Raw genomic sequence first — 21,262 nt, forward strand, 5'->3', positions numbered from 1 at the left:
TTGCCTGAAACTGTCATTGGAGTGCCTGATGAATTCCGCCCGAGATGTCCGGGGTAGCCCAACGCCGAACGACACGCTGGTTGCGTGCCGTGACATGGCGCTCAAGCTGCTCTCGCAATCCATGGAGGGGTTCTTTACCCAGCTGGAAGAGACGTTCTTCACGCTGGCCGAAAACACCTATGACAACAAGTTGCGCGACACCTACTTTGCCGCTCGTTCCGAGTTGCAAGACAAGCGCGCCGTCATTCTGAGCGCATTCCGCCAGCAGTTTCTGGAAACCTTTGCGCAGCGCCTTGAAGGCAAAACCAGCAACGGTACCTTTTTCAAGGTAACCCAGTCGCTGGGCGAACTCTCGCTGGTCGCCAACGACGATTACGAAGAAAGCCTGACCGCCAGCGGGGTGGCCACTGCCCTGAAAAATTCTGGCGGTGACACGCTGCAACAACTGGAACAACGTCTGGCGCGCCTGATGCCGCTGTCGGACGATGCGTCTGCCTCCAATCCGCTCAGCCCGGATGTCATCTGCGAAGCCGTGATGGCCGCTTGCCGGGTGTTTGAAAGCGGCATTGGCGCCCGTCTTGCCGCCATGAAGGCGCTGGAAACCAATCTGTCGGGCCAGATTTCCAAGGTTTATACCGATCTCAACCAGTTCCTGATCCAGCGTAATGTTCATCCGGCCCCGGTGCGCGGCCCGGTGAGCCGTGCGCCAGCACGTGCCCCTTATATGGGTGATCGCGTACCGGATGCCGGTACACAAGCCGGTTATGACCAGGGGAGTTACGGCAACCAGCAACAATACGGCGGCGGCTACGGCCAGCAGATGCCGGGCTATGCCGTAACACCAGAACTGGTTGCCCACTTGCAGCAACTGGCTGCGGGCAACATGCAGCCGCAGACCCAAAGCTCGCTGCGTCCGGAGTGGTTTGGCTTTCTGAACAACCTGCAGCGCGATCCGCCCAACGCCGGTCTTGCCACCAATGGCCAGCCGGAAAACCTGCTGAGCGTATTGCGGACCACCCGCTGGGTGAATGAGCTTAACCGCGTCGACACCATGACCTTCGATCTGGTGTCCATGCTGTTTGACCGTTTGTTTGAAGACCAGCGCCTGCCGAACGCAGCCAAGGGCCTGTTGGCTCGCCTGCAGATTCCGGTGCTGAAAGTATCCATGCTTGATGGCAGCTTCTTTGCCCGCAAAGCACACCCGGCCCGTCAGTTGATCGACTTGCTGGAAGAAGCCTTCCTGGATTACGACGGCGAGCCCGACGACACCGACCCAAAGTTTGCCAAGTTCAGTGGTGTGGTGGCCTGGATTGCCGATCACTTTGAAGATGAAGTCGGTGTTTTTGATACCGCACTGGCCGACATCAAGCGCTTCCTGGCCGAAGAAGCCGCTGCGCTGGAACAAAAAGCCAGCGCTGCCGCAGACGATCTGCTGCAAACCGAAGTTGCAGAAATTGCCAGCGCCACCGCCACCACGCTGGTGCAAAGCCGCCTGGCCCGCGCCGGGGAAGTACCGCCACTGGTTGCGGACTTCCTGACCCAATGGTGGGCACCCGCCATGGCCAAAGCCTGGGGGCCGAATGGTGAGGCAGATCCGGTATTTGCCCAGCGCCAGAAAGCGCTGGACGATCTGCTGTGGAGCCTGCAAGCCAAGCGTGGTCCGGAAGAGCGCCTGCAACTGGTAAACCTTCTGCCTGGCATGCTCAAGATTCTGGAGCAGGGCGTAACCGAAACTGGCATGGATCAGACCGCCTCGCGTGCGTTTTTCTCGGAACTGGTGAATTGCCACGCCTCAGCTATCCGCACCGGTTTGCGTCAGGCTGCGCTGGAAACCGCACCGGCACCTGTGCTGCCGCCACCGTCCGCACCGCAAGGCGTGGGCGCCAGCGTCACCATGCATGCCATGCCGCAAGCCACTGAAACCGCGCCGGTCATTCAGGCCGAACCAGCTATTTCCTTTGCTGCCGCAGTGGCAGAGGCTGCCGCACCCGCCGCCGAAGACAACGATCTGCTGCCCAAGCGCGGCGAGTGGCTCTCCTGGACTGCCGATGATGGCGAAGAACGTCGCCTGCGCCTGTCATGGATCAGCCCGCTGGGCACACGCTATCTGTTCACCAACCGTGCTGGCGAAAACGGCTTGACGCTGACACGGGGCGACCTGGAAATGCATCTGGCCAGTGGCCGTCTGCAACGCTTGCAACGCGATGGCTCCGCCACGGAACGCGCACTCAATCAACTCAAGGAACAACTGGCCGCCTAAGCCAGCAGCGCCCACCGTAGTGCGACTTGCAAAAGCCCGGCCATGCCGGGCTTTTTGTTGCGCGGCATCTGGTAAAATGCGCCCATGATCCGACTCAAATCCCTGACTCTGCGGCGCGGCACCAAAGTATTGCTGGATCGCGCTGAACTCACCCTGTACCCCGGCAGCAAGGTCGGCGTGGTTGGCGCCAACGGCGCAGGCAAATCCAGCTTCTTTGGCCTTTTGCGCGGCGAACTACACCCGGACAGTGGTGACCTGGAACTCCCGCCACGCCTGACCATTGGTCACGTTGCCCAGGAAACACCAGCACTTTCTTGCTCTGCACTGGATTACGTACTGGACGGCGACAGCGAATTGCGTGCCGTACAGAACGAACTGGCCGCCCATGAGGGCGACGGCCTGCAGCACGGTGAATTGCTGGCCCGCCTGGACGCCATGGACGGCTACACCGCGCAGGCACGGGCGGCACGGTTGTTATCCGGCCTGGGGTTCTCGCAAGCCGAAATGAGCAAGCCGGTTTCGGATTTCTCTGGCGGCTGGCGCATGCGGCTGAACCTGGCGCAAGCGCTGATGTGTCGCTCAGACATTCTGCTGCTGGACGAGCCCACCAACCATCTGGACCTGGAAACGGTGGTCTGGCTGGAAAACTGGCTGCGCAGCTATCAGGGCATGCTGCTGATCATTTCGCACGATCGGGACTTTCTGGATTCCACCGTCAACGCCATCTTGCATGTGGGCGATGGTGCGCTAACGCTGTACACCGGCAATTACGAAGACTTTGAAAACCAGCGCGCGCAAAAACTGGCGCAACAGCAACAAGCTTTTGACAAGCAACAGCGCGAAATCGCCCATTTGCAAAAGTTTGTCGACCGCTTCAAAGCCAAGGCTTCCAAGGCCCGCCAGGCGCAAAGCCGGGTCAAAGCACTGGAACGCATGGAGCGCATTGCCGCTGCCCATGTCGATTCTCCCTTCAGCTTCACCTTCCGCGAACCCGAGTCCAGCCCGAACCCGCTGGTCAGACTGGAAAACGGCAGTGCCGGTTATTCGGTGGCATCGCCCATTTTGTCCAGCTTGAATCTGAGCCTGCAAAACACGGCGCGCCTGGGTTTGCTGGGTGTCAATGGCGCGGGCAAATCTACGCTCATCAAGACTCTGGCGGCAGAGCGCGACTTGCTCGATGGCAAGCGCGTGGAAGGCAAGGGCCTGAAAATTGGTTATTTCGCCCAGCACCAGGTCGACGCGCTGCGGCTGGACGAATCCGCACTGTGGCATATGCAAAAGCTGGACCCGGTGACTCGCGAACAAGAGTTGCGCAATTTCCTGGGTGGGTTTGATTTCCGGGGCGAGATGGCCTCCAGCCCGGTTGAACCCTTTTCTGGCGGTGAAAAAGCCCGCCTGGCACTGGCCTTGCTGATCTGGCAACGCCCCAATCTCTTGCTGCTGGATGAGCCAACCAACCACCTGGATATTGAAATGCGCCAGGCGCTTACCCTTGCGCTGCAAGACTTTGATGGCGCCATCATTGTGGTCTCGCACGATCGGCATTTGCTGCGCGCCACGGTGGATGATTTCTGGCTGATTGAAAATGGCACCGTGCGGCCGTTCGATGGCGATCTGGACGATTACACCCGCTACAGCCAGGAAGTACGTGCTGCCCAGCAAGCGGTTAACGAAACCCAGGATGCGGGCGACAGTGAGCAGCGCATCGACCGCAAAGCGCAAAAGCGCGCCGAAGCGGAGGCTCGCCAGCGGCTGGCTGGTTTGCGCAAACCGCTGGAACAGCAACTGGCCAAAATTGAAAAACAGATGGCCGTGTTGACCGTAGAAAACGACGAACTCACCGCAAAACTGGCCGACGAATCCATTTATGACCCGGCCAATAAAGAGGCGCTGCAAACTGCACTGCGGCGCAAGGCTGACGTTTCTACCCAGTTGGAAGAGGTGGAGTTGAACTGGCTGGACGTCTCATCCCGACTTGAAGAAATCACCGTAGAATAACGGTCTAATCCTCTGTTTTTGAAGAGGATTTAACACACAAAAGGCGACCCTTCCGGGGTCGCCTTTTGCACATTTGGTTGCATGATTGTGATATCGCTTACTGTATCTACATCAACGTGGCCGTCATCCTGACCGTTAAACGAACATAGAAAGCCCGGAACAAGAGGACCCGCCATGACCCACCGATCTCATCTTCTAGGTAGCCTGGCCTTGCTGGCCAGTCTGCTGGCAGGGCCCGCTCTGGCGGATGACCCGCCTTCTGAAGTGGCACGGCTCAACGAGGTGCAAGGCAGCGTGACCTTCGCCCCCGCTGGCAGCAGCGACTGGGCCTACGCCCCCATTAACCGCCCCATGACCGCCGGCGATCAACTCTGGGTCGACCAGGGTGGCCGCGCGGAATTACATACCGGCGCCACGGCGCTGCGCCTTGGCGACCAGACCAGCTTGTCTTTCCTGGCGCTGGACGACAACAACACGCAACTCAAAGTAACGCAAGGCGCACTTGGTCTGCGCGTGCGTAATCTCTACAGCGGCCAGCATGTCGAAATTGACACCCCCAACCTGGCGTTTGTGATCAACAGCCCTGGTGATTACCGGCTGGATGTTGACCCCAATGGCAATACCACGCGCATCACCGTGCGGCAGGGCAATGGCACTGCGCTGGGCAGCAATGGCAACAGTTTTAATCTGCATGACGGCGATCAGGTTTCCTGGACCGGCGCCGATCTGCAAGAACTGGCCGCGACGGTTAACCCGCCCTACGATCAGTTTGATGAATGGGCAAACGGGCGTGACCATCGCGAAGACGCCTCCGTTAGCGCGCGTTATGTCCCGCGTGACGTCACCGGTTATGAAAGCCTGGATGACAACGGCACCTGGCAAACTGTAGCCGATTACGGCCCGGTCTGGGTGCCGCACACCACGATTGTGGGCTGGGCCCCGTACCGCTTTGGCCACTGGGTGTGGGTTGCCCCTTGGGGTTGGACCTGGGTCGATGACGCGCCCTGGGGTTTTGCGCCATTCCACTACGGCCGCTGGGCCTACCTGGGTAGCCGCTGGTGCTGGGTGCCTGGCCGGCCAGAACCACGCCCGGTGTACGCGCCGGCACTGGTTGCTTTTGCCGGCGGCATCAATGCCTCAGTCCATATCACCATTGGTGGCGGCCCCGGTGTGGCGTGGCTCCCCCTTGGCCCTGGCGAAGCGTATCGCCCGGCCTATGCCACCAGCCCGACGTACATCACCAACATCAACCGAACGATCAACAATGTCACGGTCAACAAGACGGTGTACGTCAATCAAGCCGCGCCGAACGCCATCAACGGCATGGCAGCCAACAACTTTGTGCATGGCCGGCCGGTACAAGCGGCGGTTGCCACATTCAACCCGCAGCAATTTACCCACGCGCAATTCAATAATGCGCCCGGCGTAGCCCCCGTGGCGCAAAGTGTGGTGGGCAACGCCAAACCCGCACCCGCAGTGCACAACATTGCTTTTAACCGGGCCGTAGTCAGTACGCACACACCGCCACAACCGTTTGCCGCAAGGGATGATCTGGCCGGTCGCTACGCGGCGCACGCCGCTGTACCGGGCGCCGGGCCCGCACTGCAAACCACGCATGCCACTGCGCCAGCACCCCAGATCAATGTTGTCGGCCAGAACCATCCCGCAGGCAACGAGCCAGTCCACGCAACACGGCCGTTACCTGCGGTTTCAGGCCAGCCTCAACGCCCGCCGCAACAGGAACCTGGCCAGAAGCCGCAGGCGGCCGCACCGGCAAATAACGTGCCGCATCCGCCCACCAATCCGCGCGAACAACCGGCCGTGCAGAGTCGCCAGACCGAGCCACCGCAGGTGCATGAGCGCAGCAACCCGGTGCAAGACCAGCCGCGCCCACAGCAACAAGCGCAACCACGCCCGCAGGAAGAGGCCCGGCCGCAAGCGCAGCGGCAAACCCAGGAAGTGCCTCATCCCGCACCCACGGGACAATCCTCCTGGTCGCATGACAACCGGCCGACGCAGCCCGCCAAACCGCAACAGGGCCATAACGACGACCACCACCCGGCGCCCACGCACCGGCCACAGCCCAAAGAGGAACCGCAGCACAAGGATCAGTAAGGACTATTCTGGCAAGGCCATCCGGCCCGGCGAACGGGCAAGCCAGACCCCCAGCATGGCGATCATCATGCCCAGCCACATCAGGCCGGATATCGCCTCGCCAAAGGTCAGCCAGGCAATGATGGCGGTGGTGGGCGGGACCAGGAAAAACAATCCTGAGACCTGCCCGGCTTCGCCATGGCGCAGTAACCACAACAATATGCCGATCGCCCCGATCGACACCACCAGCGAGACCCAGAGCAGGGCAAAAATAAACGCGCCATGCCAGACAATGGCGCCCGGTTCGATCAGCGCGATGGGGGCCAGCACCAGGAGCGATATCACGCAATGAACGATGGAGGTGGCACTGACATCCACGCCGGCACAGAAACGCTTCTGATAGACCGTTCCCAGGCTAATGCTCAGCAGTGCCAACAGACAAAACGCCACACCCGCCAGCGTAATCACCCCTTGGCCCAGCTTGTGCTCAATGACCAACAGCACGCCGGCCAGACCCAACAGCAGGCCCAACCATTGGCGCCAGCCACGCTTTTCATCCAGCACCAGACCGGCAACCACACTGACGACTACTGGTTGCAGGCCGGCAATCAACGCCACCATGCCAGCAGAAAGCCCGTGATGCATCGCCTGGAATACACCGGCGAAATAGCCCGTCTGCACCAGCAATCCCGCCGCGATGACATGGCCCAGCAGGCGGCCGCGCGGCCATTGCACCCGCAGTAACGGGGCCGACAGCCCCAGTAGCAGCAGAACCAGCGCAAAGCGGGCCACCAGAAAATGCATGGGTGGCGCCCACGGTATACCCAGGCGCGCGCCAACAAAGCCGCTACTCCAGAGCAACACAAACAAGGCCGGGGCGATACGGGCAAAACGGTGAGTGGTCACGGCTGGGCAAACATCAGGCGGGCGAGGGCGTTGATCGTACCTGCTCGCCTTTCTGTCTGCCGCACATGCGTTTGCGACGCAACAAAAAAGAAACACCAGACAACAAAAAACCCCGGCGAACCGGGGCTTTTTTGCAGCCAGAAGGGATCAGGCGCTTACTTGGAAGCCGCCTTGGCCGAGGCTTGTGCCTTGGCCACCACTTCTTCCACCACCACGTCCCGCTCGTAGGCCTCTACGTAAGGGCGGCCATAGTAGCTATCCAGCAAGATCTGCTTGAGCTCAGAGATCAGCGGGTAACGCGGATTGGCGCCGGTACACTGGTCGTCAAACGCTTCTTCAGCCACTTGCTCCAGCTTGGACAAGAACAAGGCTTCTGGCACGCCGGCGGCCTGGATCGATGCCGGAATACCCAGCACGCCCTTGAGCTCTTCAATCCAGGCAATCAGCGCCTCGACCTTCTCATCGTCGTTCTTGCCGGTGAAGCCCAGATGCTCGGCCACATCGGCATAACGGCACTTGGCCATCGGGCGGTCATACTGACTGAACGCTGCTTGCTTGGTCGGGATATCCACCGAGTTGTAACGCACCACGTTAGAGATCAGCAATGCGTTGGCCAGACCGTGCGCCAGACCGAACTCGGCACCAATCTTGTGAGCCATCGAGTGGCAAACACCCAGGAACGCGTTGGCGAAGGCAATACCGGCAATGGTGGCGGCGTTGTGGACTTCTTCCCGCGCTTTCGGGTCTTGCGCACCGTTAGAGTAGGCAGACGGCAGATACTGCTTGAGCAGACGCAGCGCTTGCAGTCCTTGCGCATCCGAATACTCGTTTGCCATCACCGACACATAGGCTTCCAGCGCGTGGGTCACCGCATCGATACCACCAAAAGCGGTCAGGCTCTTGGGCATGTCCATGACCAGATTGGCATCAATAATGGCCATATTGGGGGTGAGTTCATAGTCGGCAATCGGGTACTTCATGCCGGTTTTTTCATCCGTCACCACCGCAAACGGCGTTACTTCAGAGCCAGTGCCCGAGGTTGTCGGAATGGCGACCAGCTCGGCCTTGATCCCCATTTTCGGGAACTTGTAGATACGCTTGCGGATATCCATGAAGCGCAGTGCCAGATCCTCAAAATGCACTTCCGGATGTTCGTACATCACCCACATGATCTTGGCCGCATCCATCGGGCTGCCGCCACCCAGGGCAATGATCACGTCCGGCTTGAACACGTTCAGCGCATGCACACCCTTGCGGACCACTTCCAGCGTCGGGTCGGCTTCAACTTCATAAAATACTTCAACTTCCATGCCCATCTGCTTGAGGATGCGGATGGTTTCATCGCAATAGCCGTTGTTGAAGAGGTACGGACCGGTCACGATAGATGCACGCTTCTTGCCCGCCATGTCTTCCAGCGCAAACGGCAAACAACCGCGACGGAAATAGATGCTCTTGGGGACCTTGTGCCACAGCATGTTCTCGGCTCTCTTGGCGACGGTTTTCTTGTTGATCAAGTGCTTGGGGCCGACGTTCTCGGAAATCGAGTTGCCACCCCAGGAGCCACAACCCAGCGTCAGCGACGGGGCCAGCTTGAAGTTGTACAAGTCACCGATACCACCTTGAGAGGAAGGGGTATTGATCAGAATCCGGGCGGTCTTCATCTTGTCGCCGAAATACTTGATCCGCTCTTCCTGCAAATCCTGATCGGTATAGAGGGCAGAGGTGTGACCAATGCCGCCCAGCGCCACCAGCGCCTCGGCTTTTTCCACAGCGTCATGGAAGTCTTTGGCGCGATACATGGCCAGAGTCGGGGAGAGCTTTTCATGCGCGAAGGCTTCTTCTTCACCCACGGACGACACTTCACCAATCAATACCTTGGTATACGGCGGCACCTTGATGCCGGCCATTTCTGCAATCTTCACCGCAGACTGGCCCACAATGCCGGCGTTCAGGCCGCCATCAATCAAGATTACCTTGCGCACGGCCTCGGTTTCTTTCTTGTTGAGGATATAGCCGCCCGATTTGGCAAAGCGGTCACGGGCCGTATCGTAGACTTCGTCCACAATAATCACGGACTGCTCGGACGCGCACACCACACCGTTATCAAACGTCTTGGACATCAGAATGGACGCCACCATGCGCTTGATGTCCGCCGTTTCATCCACCACCACCGGTGTGTTACCTGCACCCACACCAATCGCCGGCTTGCCGGACGAATAGGCGGCACGCACCATGCCTGGGCCACCGGTGGCCAGGATCAGGTTGACGTCCTTGTGATGCATCAGCGCGTTGGACAACTCCACCGACGGGGCGTCAATCCAGCCAATAATGTCTTTGGGCGCACCGGCTGCAACCGCGGCTTCCAGCACCAGGCGCGCTGCTTCACACGTGGCCTTTTTGGCGCGCGGGTGCGGGCTGAAGATGATGCCGTTACGGGTCTTGAGAGAAATCAGCGCCTTGAAAATGGCGGTAGAGGTCGGGTTGGTGGTCGGCACGATCCCGCAGATGATGCCGATGGGCTCGGCAATGGTCATGGTGCCGTAAACATCATCTACTGACAGCACGCCGCAGGTTTTTTCGTCCTTGTAGGCGTTGTAGATGTACTCGGAGGCAAAGTGGTTCTTGATAACCTTGTCTTCCAGCACGCCCATGCCGGTTTCCGTCACGGCCATGCGGGCCAGCGGGATACGGGCATCAGCGATAGCCAGTGCAGCGCTGCGGAAAATTTCATCCACCTGTTCTTGCGAGTAGGTAGCAAATTTCTGCTGGGCTTTTTTGACCCGCGCGACCAGGGCATCAAGTTCCTGAATGTTGGTTACAGCCATTGTGAACCTCCTTGAATGAATTCCTTTTGCAGCACTTGCAGCCATGGTGCGCTTTATGCAAAAAGCATGCTGCCAACTATTTACCGGCATCCATATTGAATAGTTGCATCGCGGCTAAACAGCCAGTCCGAAGCGATAGATAGTCATTTCGGCGTATACGATATCGTCATTACGCACTGCAAAATTTGATCTGTCTCAGTACTTGATCAACTTACGAGAAACACAGGAATTGTCCCCGCGCGACGGGCTGGGTCGGGGCATATACTGGGAAGTTTTTGCAAGGAAAACAGCAAGAGGAATGCATCGGCATTGCGCCGTGCAAAACAGGAAAAACCGGGAAAACAACAAGACAGGGCAGCCAGTATCAGCGCGATTATGTAACAAAACAACGCTACAAATGCCGTAGTTTCAGGGTGTTTTATTTCATGTCACAGACCGGTGCAGCGTCAGGCTTGCGCGGGCAGGTAGGGTAAAAGCTTGTCCAGGGTAACGGGATAATCACGCACCCTTACACCGCAGGCGTTGTAAATGGCGTTCGCCACGGCCGCGCCCGCGCCGCAAATGCCCAACTCACCAATACCTTTGATCTTGAGCGGATTGGCCTTGTCGTCTGTTTCCGGCAAGAACACCACCTCCAGTTCCGGCACGTCCGCATGGGCCGGAACGTGATACTGCGCCAGATCATGATTACTGAACACGCCACAATGCGGATCCGGTGCGGTGTCTTCCATCAGCGCTGCCCCAATGCCAAAGGTCATCCCGCCCAAAGCCTGTGAGCGCGCGGTTTTCTGATTCAGAATGCGCCCGGCCGCAAAGACAGAGAGCATGCGGCGCACGCGGATTTCCCCCGTGTCCCTATCTACGCCCACTTCCACAAAATGCGCACCATAGGCTTGCTGGGAGAACTTTCGCGCCAGATCACCCGGCCCGATCGCGCCTGCGGCCTCTACGCCTTGTGCGCCCGCCAGCGATGCCAGGCTGCGGCTTTGCTGGCCGTTACTGACCATGCCATTGGCAAACAGGGCGGTTGCCGGATCAAACCCAGCCAATAGCGCCAGCTTTTGGCGTAACGCATCGCACGCCTCAAACGCGGCAGAGCCGCCGCTGGCCGCGCCAAACGAGCCGCCAGAGCCCGCGGCAGCCGGGAACTCGGTATCGCCCAGCAGCATCTTCACGCGGGCGGGCGGCACCCCCAGCATTTCTGCGGCCACCTGGGTAAAGACGGTGTAGCTGCCTGTGCCGATATCGGTCATGGCCATTTTGATGGTCACCATGCCGTCGCTATCCACGCGCGCCGTGGCCTGAGAAGGGCGCAAGAAGTTACTGCGGATGGCGGCCGCCATGCCCAGCCCCACCAGCCAGCGCCCGTCGCGCACCTGCGCCGGCACCGGGTTGCGCCGATCCCAGCCGAAACGGCGCGCACCTTCGTCCATACAGCCGACCAGTTGCCGCACTGAATACGGCACATGGCGTTCCGGGTCTACGGTGGGTTCGTTACGGCGACGCAGTTCAATCGGGTCCAGTTTGAGTTTTTCCGCCAGTTCATCCATGGCACATTCCAGTGCCAGCAGACCCACGGCCTCACCTGGCGCGCGCATGGCCGAGGCGACCGGCAAATCCAGCGTAGCGAGACGGTGGGCGGTTTGGCGATTGGGCGCCGCGTACAAAGAGCGGGTTTGGGTGGCGGCAGATTCATAGCCGTTTTCGCCCTCGGTATTGCCGCTCCAGCTTTCATGGGCAATGGCTTGCAGACGGCCTTGCTGATCTGCCCCCAATCGCACGCGCTGGATGGTGGCGGAGCGGTGCGTGGTGACGTGAAATACTTGCTGGCGGGTGAGTGCCAGCTTGACCGGCCGCTGCAGCTTGCGGGCCGCAGCGGCGGCCAGAATGGCGTCGGCATGCACTTGTAACTTGGCCCCGAACCCGCCGCCAATATAGCGACTCACCACCCGCACTTGCGTGACCTCAATCTGGAATGTATGCGCAATGGTGGCCTGCGCCTGGGTCAGCATCTGGTTGGAGGTGTACAGCGTTAGCTGGTCGCCATGCCAGACCGCCAGCGTGGCGTGCGGCTCCATCATGGCGTGGGATTGATGCGGTGTGGACCAGATTTCATCAACCTGTACCGGGGCGCTGGCAAAGGCTTGCCCAAAATCACCCAGTGCGGAGTCTGGCGCTTGCAGTCCGGGTTTAGGCGTGCGGGCGGTGTCTTTGGCTGCGGCCAGATCATAAACACCTGGTGCGGCCTCGTAATCCACACTGACCAGCGCTGCGCCGGCGCGGGCGACCTCAAAACTCTCTGCCACCACCAGCGCCACCGGCTGCCCAAAATGCAGCACCTGCTCATCGACCAGTTGCGGCGCGGCGCCGGACTCTTTGCGGCCTTGTGGTGGCATATCGCGCCAGGTGAGCACCAGCCGCACCCCAGCCAGACGCTCGGCGGTCCGTGTATCGATAGTGCGGATACGCCCTTTGGCTATCGTGGCGGTTACCACAAACCCATATAACGGCACCCCGGCTTCGGCATACTCATAGGCATAGGTGGCTTGTCCGGTCACTTTCAGGTGCCCGTCAACCCGATCCAGCGGTTTGCCGATCAATCCCTGGCGATTGTCATCAATGGGGTTATTGCCCGCAGGTACCGACATATCCATGACGCACCCCGCCTTAAGCCTGGACCAGCGTCGCACGCAAGGTGCGCCGTGCCAGATCAATCTTGAAATCATTACCACCGTGGCCACGGGCGCCAGCCAGTAGTACATCTGCCGCGTGGTCAATGGCGCCGTCGGCCAGCAGGGCCTGTTCGGCCGCAGTCACCCGCCAGGGCTTGGGGGCTACGCCACCCAAGGCAAAGCGCGCAGAAACAATCCGCCCATCTTGCCGTTCTACCAGCGCAGCCACAGAGACCAGCGCAAACGCATAAGAGGCCCGATCCCGTACTTTGCGATACACCTGCACGCCTTTGACCGGCGGCGGCAACACCACGGCCGTGATGAGCTCCCCGGCCGCCAGATTGTGTTCTTGCTGCGGCGTATTGCCTGGCAGGCGGTGAAAGTCCGCAATCGGGATCACCCGGCGCTGGCCGGCAGCGTTGACGGTCTCGACCTGGGCATCGAGCACGCGCATGGCCACCGCCATATCGGACGGATGCACGGCTATGCATTGATCGCTACCGCCCAGGACCGCGTTCATGCGGTTCACGCCTTGCATGGCGGCACACCCGGTGCCGGGCTCGCGCTTGTTGCAAGGCAGACCGGGGGTATAAAAATAATTGCAGCGCGTGCGTTGCAGTAGATTGCCACCCGTCGTGGCCATATTGCGTAACTGGCCCGATGCCCCAGCCAGCAACGCGCGGCTTAGCACGGCATAGTCCCGGCGGATGCGCAGGTCAGCGGCGAGATCGCTGTTGCGTACCATGGCGCCAATACGCAGACCGCCTTCCGGTGTGGCCTCAATATGCTGGAGTGGCAAGCGGGAGATATCGACCAGATGCAGCGGTTTTTCGATTTGCAGCTTCATCAAGTCCAGCAAATTGGTGCCGCCGGCAATCAACCGCGCACCTGGCTGGGCGGCCGCGCGCGCGGCGGCTGCGGGGTCTGTGGCGCGCTCATAGCTAAAGGGGATCACGCTGCATCTCCCGCCACACTGCGTATGGCCGCGACGATATTCGGGTAAGCCGAACAACGACAGATATTGCCGCTCATGCGCTCGCGGATTTCTGCCGCGCCAAGCGTGGTATTGGCAGTCAGATCGGCGGTGACATGGCTGGGCATGCCGGCGCGCGCCTCAGCCAGCATGCCGATGGCGGAACAAATCTGCCCGCAGGTGCAATAGCCGCACTGAAACCCGTCATGCTCAATAAATGCCTGCTGCAACGGGTGCAATTGCCCGCCATGCGCCAGACCTTCAATCGTGGTGATGTCATCCCCCTCGCACATCACCGCCAGAGTCAGACAGCTATTGATGCGCCGGCCATTGACCAGCACCGTGCAGGCCCCGCACTGGCCGTGATCACAGCCTTTTTGGTGCCGGTCAGATGTAGATGTTCACGCAAGAGATCCAGCAACGTGGTGCGCGTATCTACAGTGGCGTCCATACGATGTCCGTTGATGACAAAGCGGGTCGGGCGGGTTGGGGCGGGCGCGGATGCGGAGGTGCTGTCTACCGCCAGTGCCGTCCCCGGTACCCCGAGCGATGCCAGTGCGGCACTGGCCTTGAGCAAATTGCGCCGGGTGGGGTCGGCGGGTTGATCGGGCCGGTTCATCGACGCGCTCCTGTCAGTGGCGGTGTGCGCTCGCTATCGCGCCAGCGCGGCGAGGGGGAGGGAATCCGCGTGCGATCCATCCGCGCCAGATCGTCACGGCTATCGATATCCAGATGCACGCCCGGATCGGCAACCGGCAAAAATTGCGCGGCTGCGGCGTCCCGTTCAATCAGGACGCGGGCGCCGGCATCCCCCTGCAGTTCGGCCAGCTGGTTGAAGTAATGTCCGGCAAAGCCGACCGGATGCCTGCGCCGGCCATTGAAGGCGGGCACCACCAGCGCACTGCCCGTCGCCAGCCGACGTGCCACCTGGCGAATGGTGTCAGGCTGGATAAAGGGCATGTCGGCCAGCGCTACCACCCAGCCCGCCGCGTGGGGCGTGTGCTGGACAGCCCAGGCCAGACTATCGCCCATGCCGGTATGTTCACCGCCAAACTCCAGTACGTGTAGCCCAGCCGCTTCAAGCAGATAACGCAACAGGACCTGTCGCGGCGAGACCACGGCCACGGAATACGGCACGGCATCCACCAGATTGATGGCGCTGCGTACTCCCAGGCGACTACCGTCACCCAGCGGGTGCAGCAGTTTGGGTGAACCAAAGCGGCTGGAACGCCCTGCCGCCAGCAAGACGCCAACCAACCCTTGCTGATTGCCTGGCTGGTGCAGGGCATCGGTCTGCTGTTTTTGCTGTGTCATGATGGAGTTTCCAGTGCGGCGTCGCGGTGGATAGCGCCATCACGGGCAACCAGCATGCCCCCCGTGCAGGCACCCAGCGCGGCCTTGATTTCGGCCAGGATGGCCAAAGCGACTTCTGCCGGCGTCTCTGCGCCGATATCCAGCCCGACCGGGTAATGCAGCACGCCCGATTCGACCAGGGCTTGCGCTTTGCTCCGGGCGCCCAGCTCTTCCAGCAAGCGCATGGTGCGCGAACGCGGGCCCAGTTGGCCGAGGTAACGCGGCGGCACTTCCAGCAATTGCGCCAGGATGCGCAGATCCTGCTCGTAGCTGTGGGTCATGATGACGGCCGCACTGGCGCGGGTGATGCCGGACGATGCGACCACTTCATCCAGATCCAGAATCGAGACCTGATCTGCGCTGGCAAAACGGGCAGGGCGGGCAAAGTGGCTGCGTGCATCGGCCACGGTGATGATCCAGCCCAGTTCTGCGGCCATATGCACCAGCGGCACGGCATCATGTCCTGCGCCAAAGATGACCAGATGCGGGGGCGGGGCGAGTACTTCCAGAAAAAATGTCACCTCGCCACCTTCGGTTTGATAACTGGACTCTCGCGACGCGCCCGCCGCCAGCACGGCGGCAAGATCGGCAAAGATGCGCTCCTGCAAGCTGCCATCTTCAAGGCGACCCGAACGTACCCCGCCCGGCGCCACAAACAGGCGTTGCCCGATCTCCAGATTACTCACGCCATTGCGACCGATGACCACGGCACAGGCGCCAGGCTGTCGCTGCAGGGCGATTTCCTGCAGCCAGTGCCACTGCGGCGACTGCTGCCCCACGTGCTCCAGCAGAATATGCACCGCACCGTTGCAACCCAGACCAAATGTCCATTCGGCCTCAGCGCCGGCACTGGTGTCATAGCGGCAAACCACCGGCGCACCGCCAGCGGTGAGCCACCAGGCCTTGCGGACGATGTCTGCCTCAAGACAGCCACCACTGACCGTGCCGGCATGCTGACCGTCAGCACATACCAGCATGCGCGCACCGGGGCGGCGATAGGCCGAGTTTTCGACCTTGACCACGGTAGCCAGCACCACGTCTTCGCCTCTGGCCAAGGCCGCGCCGATGGTCTCGACCATCCCGGGAACCGTGTTCACATCAGCCTCCTGCAAGCCATCCGGATTCTCACTCTGAACCTGTGAGCAGGCTGGGGCCGTCAGCACTGTCCCGCACTTTTCGTAGGTGTTTATCTGACAAGGCGGCCAGTATCCGCTGTAGGCTGGCGCGCACAGCACAACACCGGGCAGGCCGACAGAAAACGGGCCAACGCCAACGCACACTGGATCATCGCCATCAGCCTGCCAAGCGGAGACGCCCATGAACTGCAGCCCCATTCTCTTGCGTACCCCGGGACGCCTGCTCCTGCAGTGCGTATTGCAAGGCGCGCTGGTGCTGGCCCAGCCCACGGTTTGCCTGGCTGACAGTGCAGCCAGTAGCACCGCGACCCAAACCCCGCTGGCGCCGCGGGAAACCGCCTTTATGGATAGCGCCGCACGCGCCAATCTGGCGGAAATCCGCCTGGGTCAATTGATGCTGCAACGCTCCACCGTTGCGGAGGTCAAATTCTTTGCCAGGCGCATGGTCGAGGAACATCAAACCAATCTGGACGGACTAAACCAGTTGGCGGCGCAAAAAGGCGCACGCCTGCCCGATGACCTGAGCGTGGCCGACAAACAACTGTATGACCGGCTCAGCAAGTTGGGCTCGCCCCAGCTGGAACACGACTACATGGGCATTGCCGGACTGAAAGGGCATCTGGACGCCCAAAAGCTGTTCCAGACCTATCTGCAGGACGGCAAGGACAAAGACCTGCTGAGCTACGCCCAGATGACATTGCCCACCATTAACGACCACCTTGAAATGGCGCGCCATATGCTGGCCAATACCAGGAGCGAATAAGGCGCTGGCATAACCCGTCGCCGTATCGCGCTTGTCAGACCGGCCGCGCGGGGCCGGGGTGCTTTCTGCTACCATGTGGAACGATCGTTCTCATGTACTTGCACCCGCCATCCCCGAGCCCATCCACCGCACATGAATGTCGCCATACCCGCCAGCCGCACACTGGCCGACCCGTTTTATTACCTGAATAATTTCCGGCTGGTGCTGGACTGGGTGGCCACGCGCTATGACGATCTGCTTAACGACGAAGAACGCACCTTTGCCCACCGGTTTGCGGCGTTGCCCGAGCCAGCACAGGCCTTGCTGGTCCGTATGGTCACGCGCAAGGGCGTACTGTTCCGCGCCAGCAAGCTGGTGTACGCCGAGATTGGCGAGGTCCACGCCGCAGCAGGGCCGTTGCTGGCCCAAGGCTGGGTGAGCGACACCCCACACCTTGCTATTGAACAATTGTTCTCCTTGTTCACCAAAGGCGACCTTGCGCCCCTGACCGCCAATGCGCCGGCCGGCACAGCCCGCAAGCCGGAGCTGCTGGCCTGGGCGCAAGCCAGTTATCCGCAGACTCAAACACTGGCTGAATGGTTGCCCGGTCACAGCGATACCGTCTTCGAAAACAAGGTGGACGGGTTGTGCGAGCGCTTGCGGCTGATGTTTTTTGGCAATCTAAGCCAGGACTGGTCCGAGTTCGTACTGACCAACCTGGGTATCTACACATTTGAGCAAGTGGCCCTTAGTCCCGATAGTCGTGCGTTTCAGCAACGCGCCGATGTCGATCACTACCTGCATCTGGCCCATTGTCGCGATGCGCTGGAAGAAGGCGCTGACCCGCAACACGTGCTGGCGACCTTGCCGCAACCCCGGCCAGACAACCCCTGGCTGGCGCGTCGGCAGAGCCGGCTGGCCTTTCAGGTGGCCCAGCAACTGGAACGCACCAGCCAACTTGACGCCGCACTCGGGCTTTATGCCACATGTACTGCACCCGGCGCGCGTGCGCGCCATATACGGGTACTGGAAAAACTGAATCAGACCGCCGCCGCGCATGATCTGGCGTGTCTGGCCGAGCGCGCGCCGGAAAGTGAAGCGGAGTGGCAGCAAATCCACCGCATGTTGCCGCGCCTGCGCCGCACGCTGGGGCTGGCCAAAGCGCCCCGGGCCGCGCCACCCGCAGCGGCAGAACTATTGCTTAGCCTGCCGCCCCGGGCCGACAGCGTTGAAATAATCACGCGCGATCATCTGCATCAGGCTGAGGCCCCGGTCGCTTATGTCGAAAACACGCTGTTTAACGCGCTGTTCGGCCTGCTGTGCTGGCCGGTTATTTTCAGTCCGGTCCCCGGCGCGTTTTTTCACCCCTATCACCACAGTCCGGCAGACCTCGCCAGTGCGGACTTCCAGGCACGCCGTCAGGCCGGCTTTGATGCCTGTCTTGCCGAACTGGCCAATGGTCAATATCGACAGACCATCTTGCAACGCTTTGCAGACAAGCAAGGCATTCAGTGCAGCTTCGTTAACTGGGCGATCATCAGCGCGCCGTTACTGCAACTGGCGTTGCAGTACATTCCGGCCGGACACCTGCTGGTGATCTTCCGCCGCATGCTGGCAGACATCACGACCAATCGCACCGGCTTGCCTGACCTGATCCGCTTCTGGCCCGCCGAGCAACGCTATCAACTGATTGAAGTCAAAGGGCCGGGTGACCGGCTGCAAGACAACCAGTTGCGCTGGCTGGCGTACTTTGCAGAGCACGCCATTCCGGTTGCGGTGTGCTATGTGCAATGGGCTGATGCCGCATGAAGTACAACGTCGCGGTTCGTGAGCTGTGTGAATTCGTCGCCAAGCGCGGCGATCTGGATTTGCGCTTTACCCCCGCGCCCTCGGCGCAAGAGGGCATGGCCGGACACCAGACCGTCACCTTGCGGCGTGGTGCCAGATACCTGACCGAAATCACCCTGGCGGGCGAATTTGGCCCACTGCAAGTGCGTGGCCGGGCAGATGGTTACGATCCGGGTCAAAACCAGATTGATGAAATCAAGACTTATCGCGGCCGGCTGGAGCGCATGCCAGAGAACCATCGGCACCTGCACTGGGCGCAAGCGCGCATCTATGGCTGGCTGCTGTGCAAGACCATGGAACTCACCTCCCTGACGGTGGCGCTGGTGTACTACCACGTCACCACCGGCCGGGAAACCATTCTGCGGGAGGAACATACCGCAACCTCGCTCAAGGCATTCTTTGACGAGTGCTGCGGTACGTTTCTGGCCTGGGCGGAACAGGAAATCGCCCACCAGACCACCCGCAAAGCTGCGCTAACAACGCTGGCGTTTCCACACGCGGATTTTCGCCCTGGTCAGCGCGATCTGGCGGAAACCGTCTACAAAGCGGCCCACACCGGCCGCGCCTTGCTGGCCCAGGCTCCCACAGGTATCGGCAAGACCATGGGCACGCTGTTTCCGCTGCTCAAGGCCGTGGCCACCGACAAACTGGACCGGGTGTTTTGCCTGGCGGCCAAAACATCCGGGCGTGCCCTGATCCAGGAAAGCCTGACCAAACTGCGGCGCAGCGCGCCCGACCTGCCATTGCGCTCACTGGAAATGGTCGCGCGCGACAAAACCTGCGAACACCCGGATAAATCCTGCCACGGTGAATCCTGCCCGCTGGCCAAAGGCTTTTACGACCGCTTACCCGCCGCCCGCGCCGCAGCGCTGACGCGCTTGCATATGGATCAGGCCACCATTCGCCATGTCGCGCTGGATCACCAGATCTGCCCGTACTACCTGAGCCAGGAAATGGCCCGCTGGGCTGACGTGGTGAGCGGGGACTACAACTACTACTTTGACAGCAATGCGCTGCTATTTAGCCTGACGCAGATGCGGGACTGGCGCGTGGGTGTGCTGACCGATGAAGCCCACAATCTGATTGAGCGCGCCCGCGCCATGTACACCGGAGAGATGGCGCAATCCACGCTCAAAGCCCTTGGCAAGAACCCGCCGGCACCACTGAAAAAATCACTCAAGAAACTGGCGCACGCCTGGACTGACATTGTTGCGACACAAACCGTCCCTTATCTGGTGTACACCCGCCTGCCGGATCGACTGGTGATGGCGCTGATGTCCGTCGTGGCGGATTTTTCTGAGGTACTGGCCGAAGAACCCGACAGCCTGAGCCCGGATTTGCTCAACTTTTATTTTGATGCGGTGCACCTGACCCGCCTGGCAGAAACCTTTGGCCCGCACTCCTGGTTTGAGGTCACGCTAAGCGGCGAGGGCAGATACGCCGATTCCGTACTGCGTATCCGCAATATCGTCCCCGCTCCGCACCTGCAGCCACGTTTTGAAACCGCGCAGACCGCCGTGTTGTTCTCTGCCACCCTCAATCCGTTCGGGTTTTACATTGATACGCTGGGTATGCCCGCCACCACGGCGCAATCCGACATCTCTTCACCGTTTCACCCGGACCAGCTCAACGTGCAGGTGGTCACGGATGTCTCCACCCGCTTCAATGACCGCGGCGCCTCCATCGCCCCCATTGCCGATTTGATTGCCCGGCAGTTTGCCGACGCACCCGGCAACTATCTGGCGTTTTTCAGCAGCTTTGATTATCTGCAGCAGGTAGAACAAGCACTGCGGCAACGACACCCGCATCTGACGTTATGGCCACAACAACGCCAGATGAGTGAACCCGCCCGCAACGAATTTCTGGCGCGCTTTACCGAGAGCAGCGCCGGCGTCGGACTGGCTGTGCTCGGCGGTGCTTTCGCGGAAGGCATTGACCTGCCCGGCAGCCGTTTGATTGGCGCGTTTGTGGCCACGCTGGGGCTACCCCAGGTCAACCCGGTCAATGAAGAAATGCGCCAGCGGATGGATGACATTTTTGGCACGGGTTACGACTACACCTATCTGTACCCTGGTCTGCAAAAAGTGGTGCAGGCCGCCGGACGTGTAATCCGCACCCTGGAAGATCGCGGCACGCTGTATCTGATTGATGACCGCTTTGCCCAGCCGCGCGTGCGCCAGTTGCTGCCAGACTGGTGGCAACTGCAATACATGGCCTGCCGCACGTCCAGGCCCATTATTCCTGATCAGGCGTCACCCCCCACCTCACGCTAGACGTTCCAGAACCCAGGGCGTGTTGCTGGCTATCCACAGGTACCGCTTCAGACACCCACACACCGGTGACAACGCGTTGCGTCTGTCGGCAGCAAGACCACCTGCATGTTGATTTTACGACAGCGGAAATACCCGTCACGTTGAAAGCGTCGCATTACGCAATATGAGATTTATTTTGAGAA

The 21,262-nt window shown here is 60.6% G+C and carries 14 protein-coding genes; 6 read left to right on the top strand and 8 right to left on the bottom strand.

Annotation, left to right across the window (positions count from 1 at the left end):
- Positions 1-28: 28 nt before the first annotated feature.
- The 3 genes from HNQ50_RS06510 to HNQ50_RS06520 all read left to right on the top strand — a co-directional run bounded on the left by HNQ50_RS06510 (position 29) and on the right by HNQ50_RS06520 (position 6,373).
- A complete protein-coding gene (locus HNQ50_RS06510) occupies positions 29-2,260 on the top strand; it encodes a DUF1631 family protein (RefSeq protein ID WP_184098776.1) in 2,232 nt (743 codons plus the stop codon).
- An 84-nt stretch (positions 2,261-2,344) separates the two neighbouring features.
- The gene (locus HNQ50_RS06515) at positions 2,345-4,258 is read left to right on the top strand and encodes an ATP-binding cassette domain-containing protein (RefSeq protein ID WP_184098778.1); all 1,914 of its coding nucleotides are present in this window, start codon (positions 2,345-2,347) and stop codon (positions 4,256-4,258) included.
- Between the two features lie 174 nt (positions 4,259-4,432).
- Entirely contained in the window at positions 4,433-6,373 is a 1,941-nt protein-coding gene (locus HNQ50_RS06520; protein ID WP_184098780.1) for a DUF6600 domain-containing protein, read from the top strand.
- 3 nt (positions 6,374-6,376) lie between these two features.
- Here HNQ50_RS06520 and HNQ50_RS06525 read toward each other — a convergent pair whose 3' ends face one another.
- From HNQ50_RS06525 to HNQ50_RS06555, 8 genes are all read right to left on the bottom strand, one after another.
- The gene (locus tag HNQ50_RS06525; RefSeq protein ID WP_184098782.1) at positions 6,377-7,258 is read right to left on the bottom strand and encodes a DMT family transporter; all 882 of its coding nucleotides are present in this window, start codon (positions 7,256-7,258) and stop codon (positions 6,377-6,379) included.
- 155 nt (positions 7,259-7,413) lie between these two features.
- Positions 7,414-10,083 carry a bifunctional acetaldehyde-CoA/alcohol dehydrogenase gene (adhE, locus tag HNQ50_RS06530; RefSeq protein WP_184098784.1) on the bottom strand — a complete coding sequence of 890 codons (2,670 nt, stop codon included), beginning with the start codon at positions 10,081-10,083 and terminating at the stop codon, positions 7,414-7,416.
- Positions 10,084-10,529: 446 nt separating this feature from the next.
- Positions 10,530-12,737, bottom strand: a complete 2,208-nt coding sequence (locus tag HNQ50_RS06535) for a xanthine dehydrogenase family protein molybdopterin-binding subunit (protein ID WP_184098786.1) — start codon at positions 12,735-12,737, stop codon at positions 10,530-10,532.
- 13 nt (positions 12,738-12,750) lie between these two features.
- Positions 12,751-13,710: an FAD binding domain-containing protein gene (locus HNQ50_RS06540; RefSeq protein ID WP_184098788.1), complete on the bottom strand. Its 960-nt coding sequence runs from the start codon at positions 13,708-13,710 to the stop codon at positions 12,751-12,753.
- Complete coding sequence (locus HNQ50_RS22045; protein ID WP_308419141.1) at positions 13,707-14,069, bottom strand: 2Fe-2S iron-sulfur cluster-binding protein; 363 nt, start codon at positions 14,067-14,069, stop codon at positions 13,707-13,709. The genes HNQ50_RS06540 and HNQ50_RS22045 overlap by 4 nt, the downstream gene beginning before the upstream one ends.
- Positions 14,033-14,347 carry a twin-arginine translocation signal domain-containing protein gene (locus HNQ50_RS22050; RefSeq protein WP_246428605.1) on the bottom strand — a complete coding sequence of 105 codons (315 nt, stop codon included), beginning with the start codon at positions 14,345-14,347 and terminating at the stop codon, positions 14,033-14,035. The genes HNQ50_RS22045 and HNQ50_RS22050 overlap by 37 nt, the downstream gene beginning before the upstream one ends.
- A complete protein-coding gene (locus tag HNQ50_RS06550; RefSeq protein WP_184098790.1) occupies positions 14,344-15,042 on the bottom strand; it encodes a nucleotidyltransferase family protein in 699 nt (232 codons plus the stop codon). Before HNQ50_RS06550 ends, HNQ50_RS22050 begins: the two co-directional genes overlap by 4 nt.
- Complete coding sequence (locus HNQ50_RS06555) at positions 15,039-16,178, bottom strand: XdhC family protein (protein WP_184098792.1); 1,140 nt, start codon at positions 16,176-16,178, stop codon at positions 15,039-15,041. Before HNQ50_RS06555 ends, HNQ50_RS06550 begins: the two co-directional genes overlap by 4 nt.
- Before the next feature lie 220 nt (positions 16,179-16,398).
- On the opposite strand from HNQ50_RS06555, the gene HNQ50_RS06560 reads away from it, so the two are divergent.
- The 3 genes from HNQ50_RS06560 to HNQ50_RS06570 all read left to right on the top strand — a co-directional run bounded on the left by HNQ50_RS06560 (position 16,399) and on the right by HNQ50_RS06570 (position 21,080).
- Positions 16,399-16,980, top strand: coding sequence for a DUF4142 domain-containing protein (locus tag HNQ50_RS06560; RefSeq protein ID WP_184098794.1), 582 nt, complete (start codon positions 16,399-16,401; stop codon positions 16,978-16,980).
- Positions 16,981-17,112: 132 nt separating this feature from the next.
- The gene (locus tag HNQ50_RS06565; protein ID WP_184098796.1) at positions 17,113-18,768 is read left to right on the top strand and encodes a VRR-NUC domain-containing protein; all 1,656 of its coding nucleotides are present in this window, start codon (positions 17,113-17,115) and stop codon (positions 18,766-18,768) included.
- Positions 18,765-21,080 (top strand): ATP-dependent DNA helicase, encoded by a 2,316-nt coding sequence (locus HNQ50_RS06570; RefSeq protein WP_184098798.1) that lies wholly within the window; start codon positions 18,765-18,767, stop codon positions 21,078-21,080. The genes HNQ50_RS06565 and HNQ50_RS06570 overlap by 4 nt, the downstream gene beginning before the upstream one ends.
- Positions 21,081-21,262: the final 182 nt, after the last annotated feature.

Source organism: Silvimonas terrae, from assembly GCF_014202765.1.
Classification (GTDB): Bacteria; Pseudomonadota; Gammaproteobacteria; order Burkholderiales; family Chitinibacteraceae; genus Silvimonas; species Silvimonas terrae.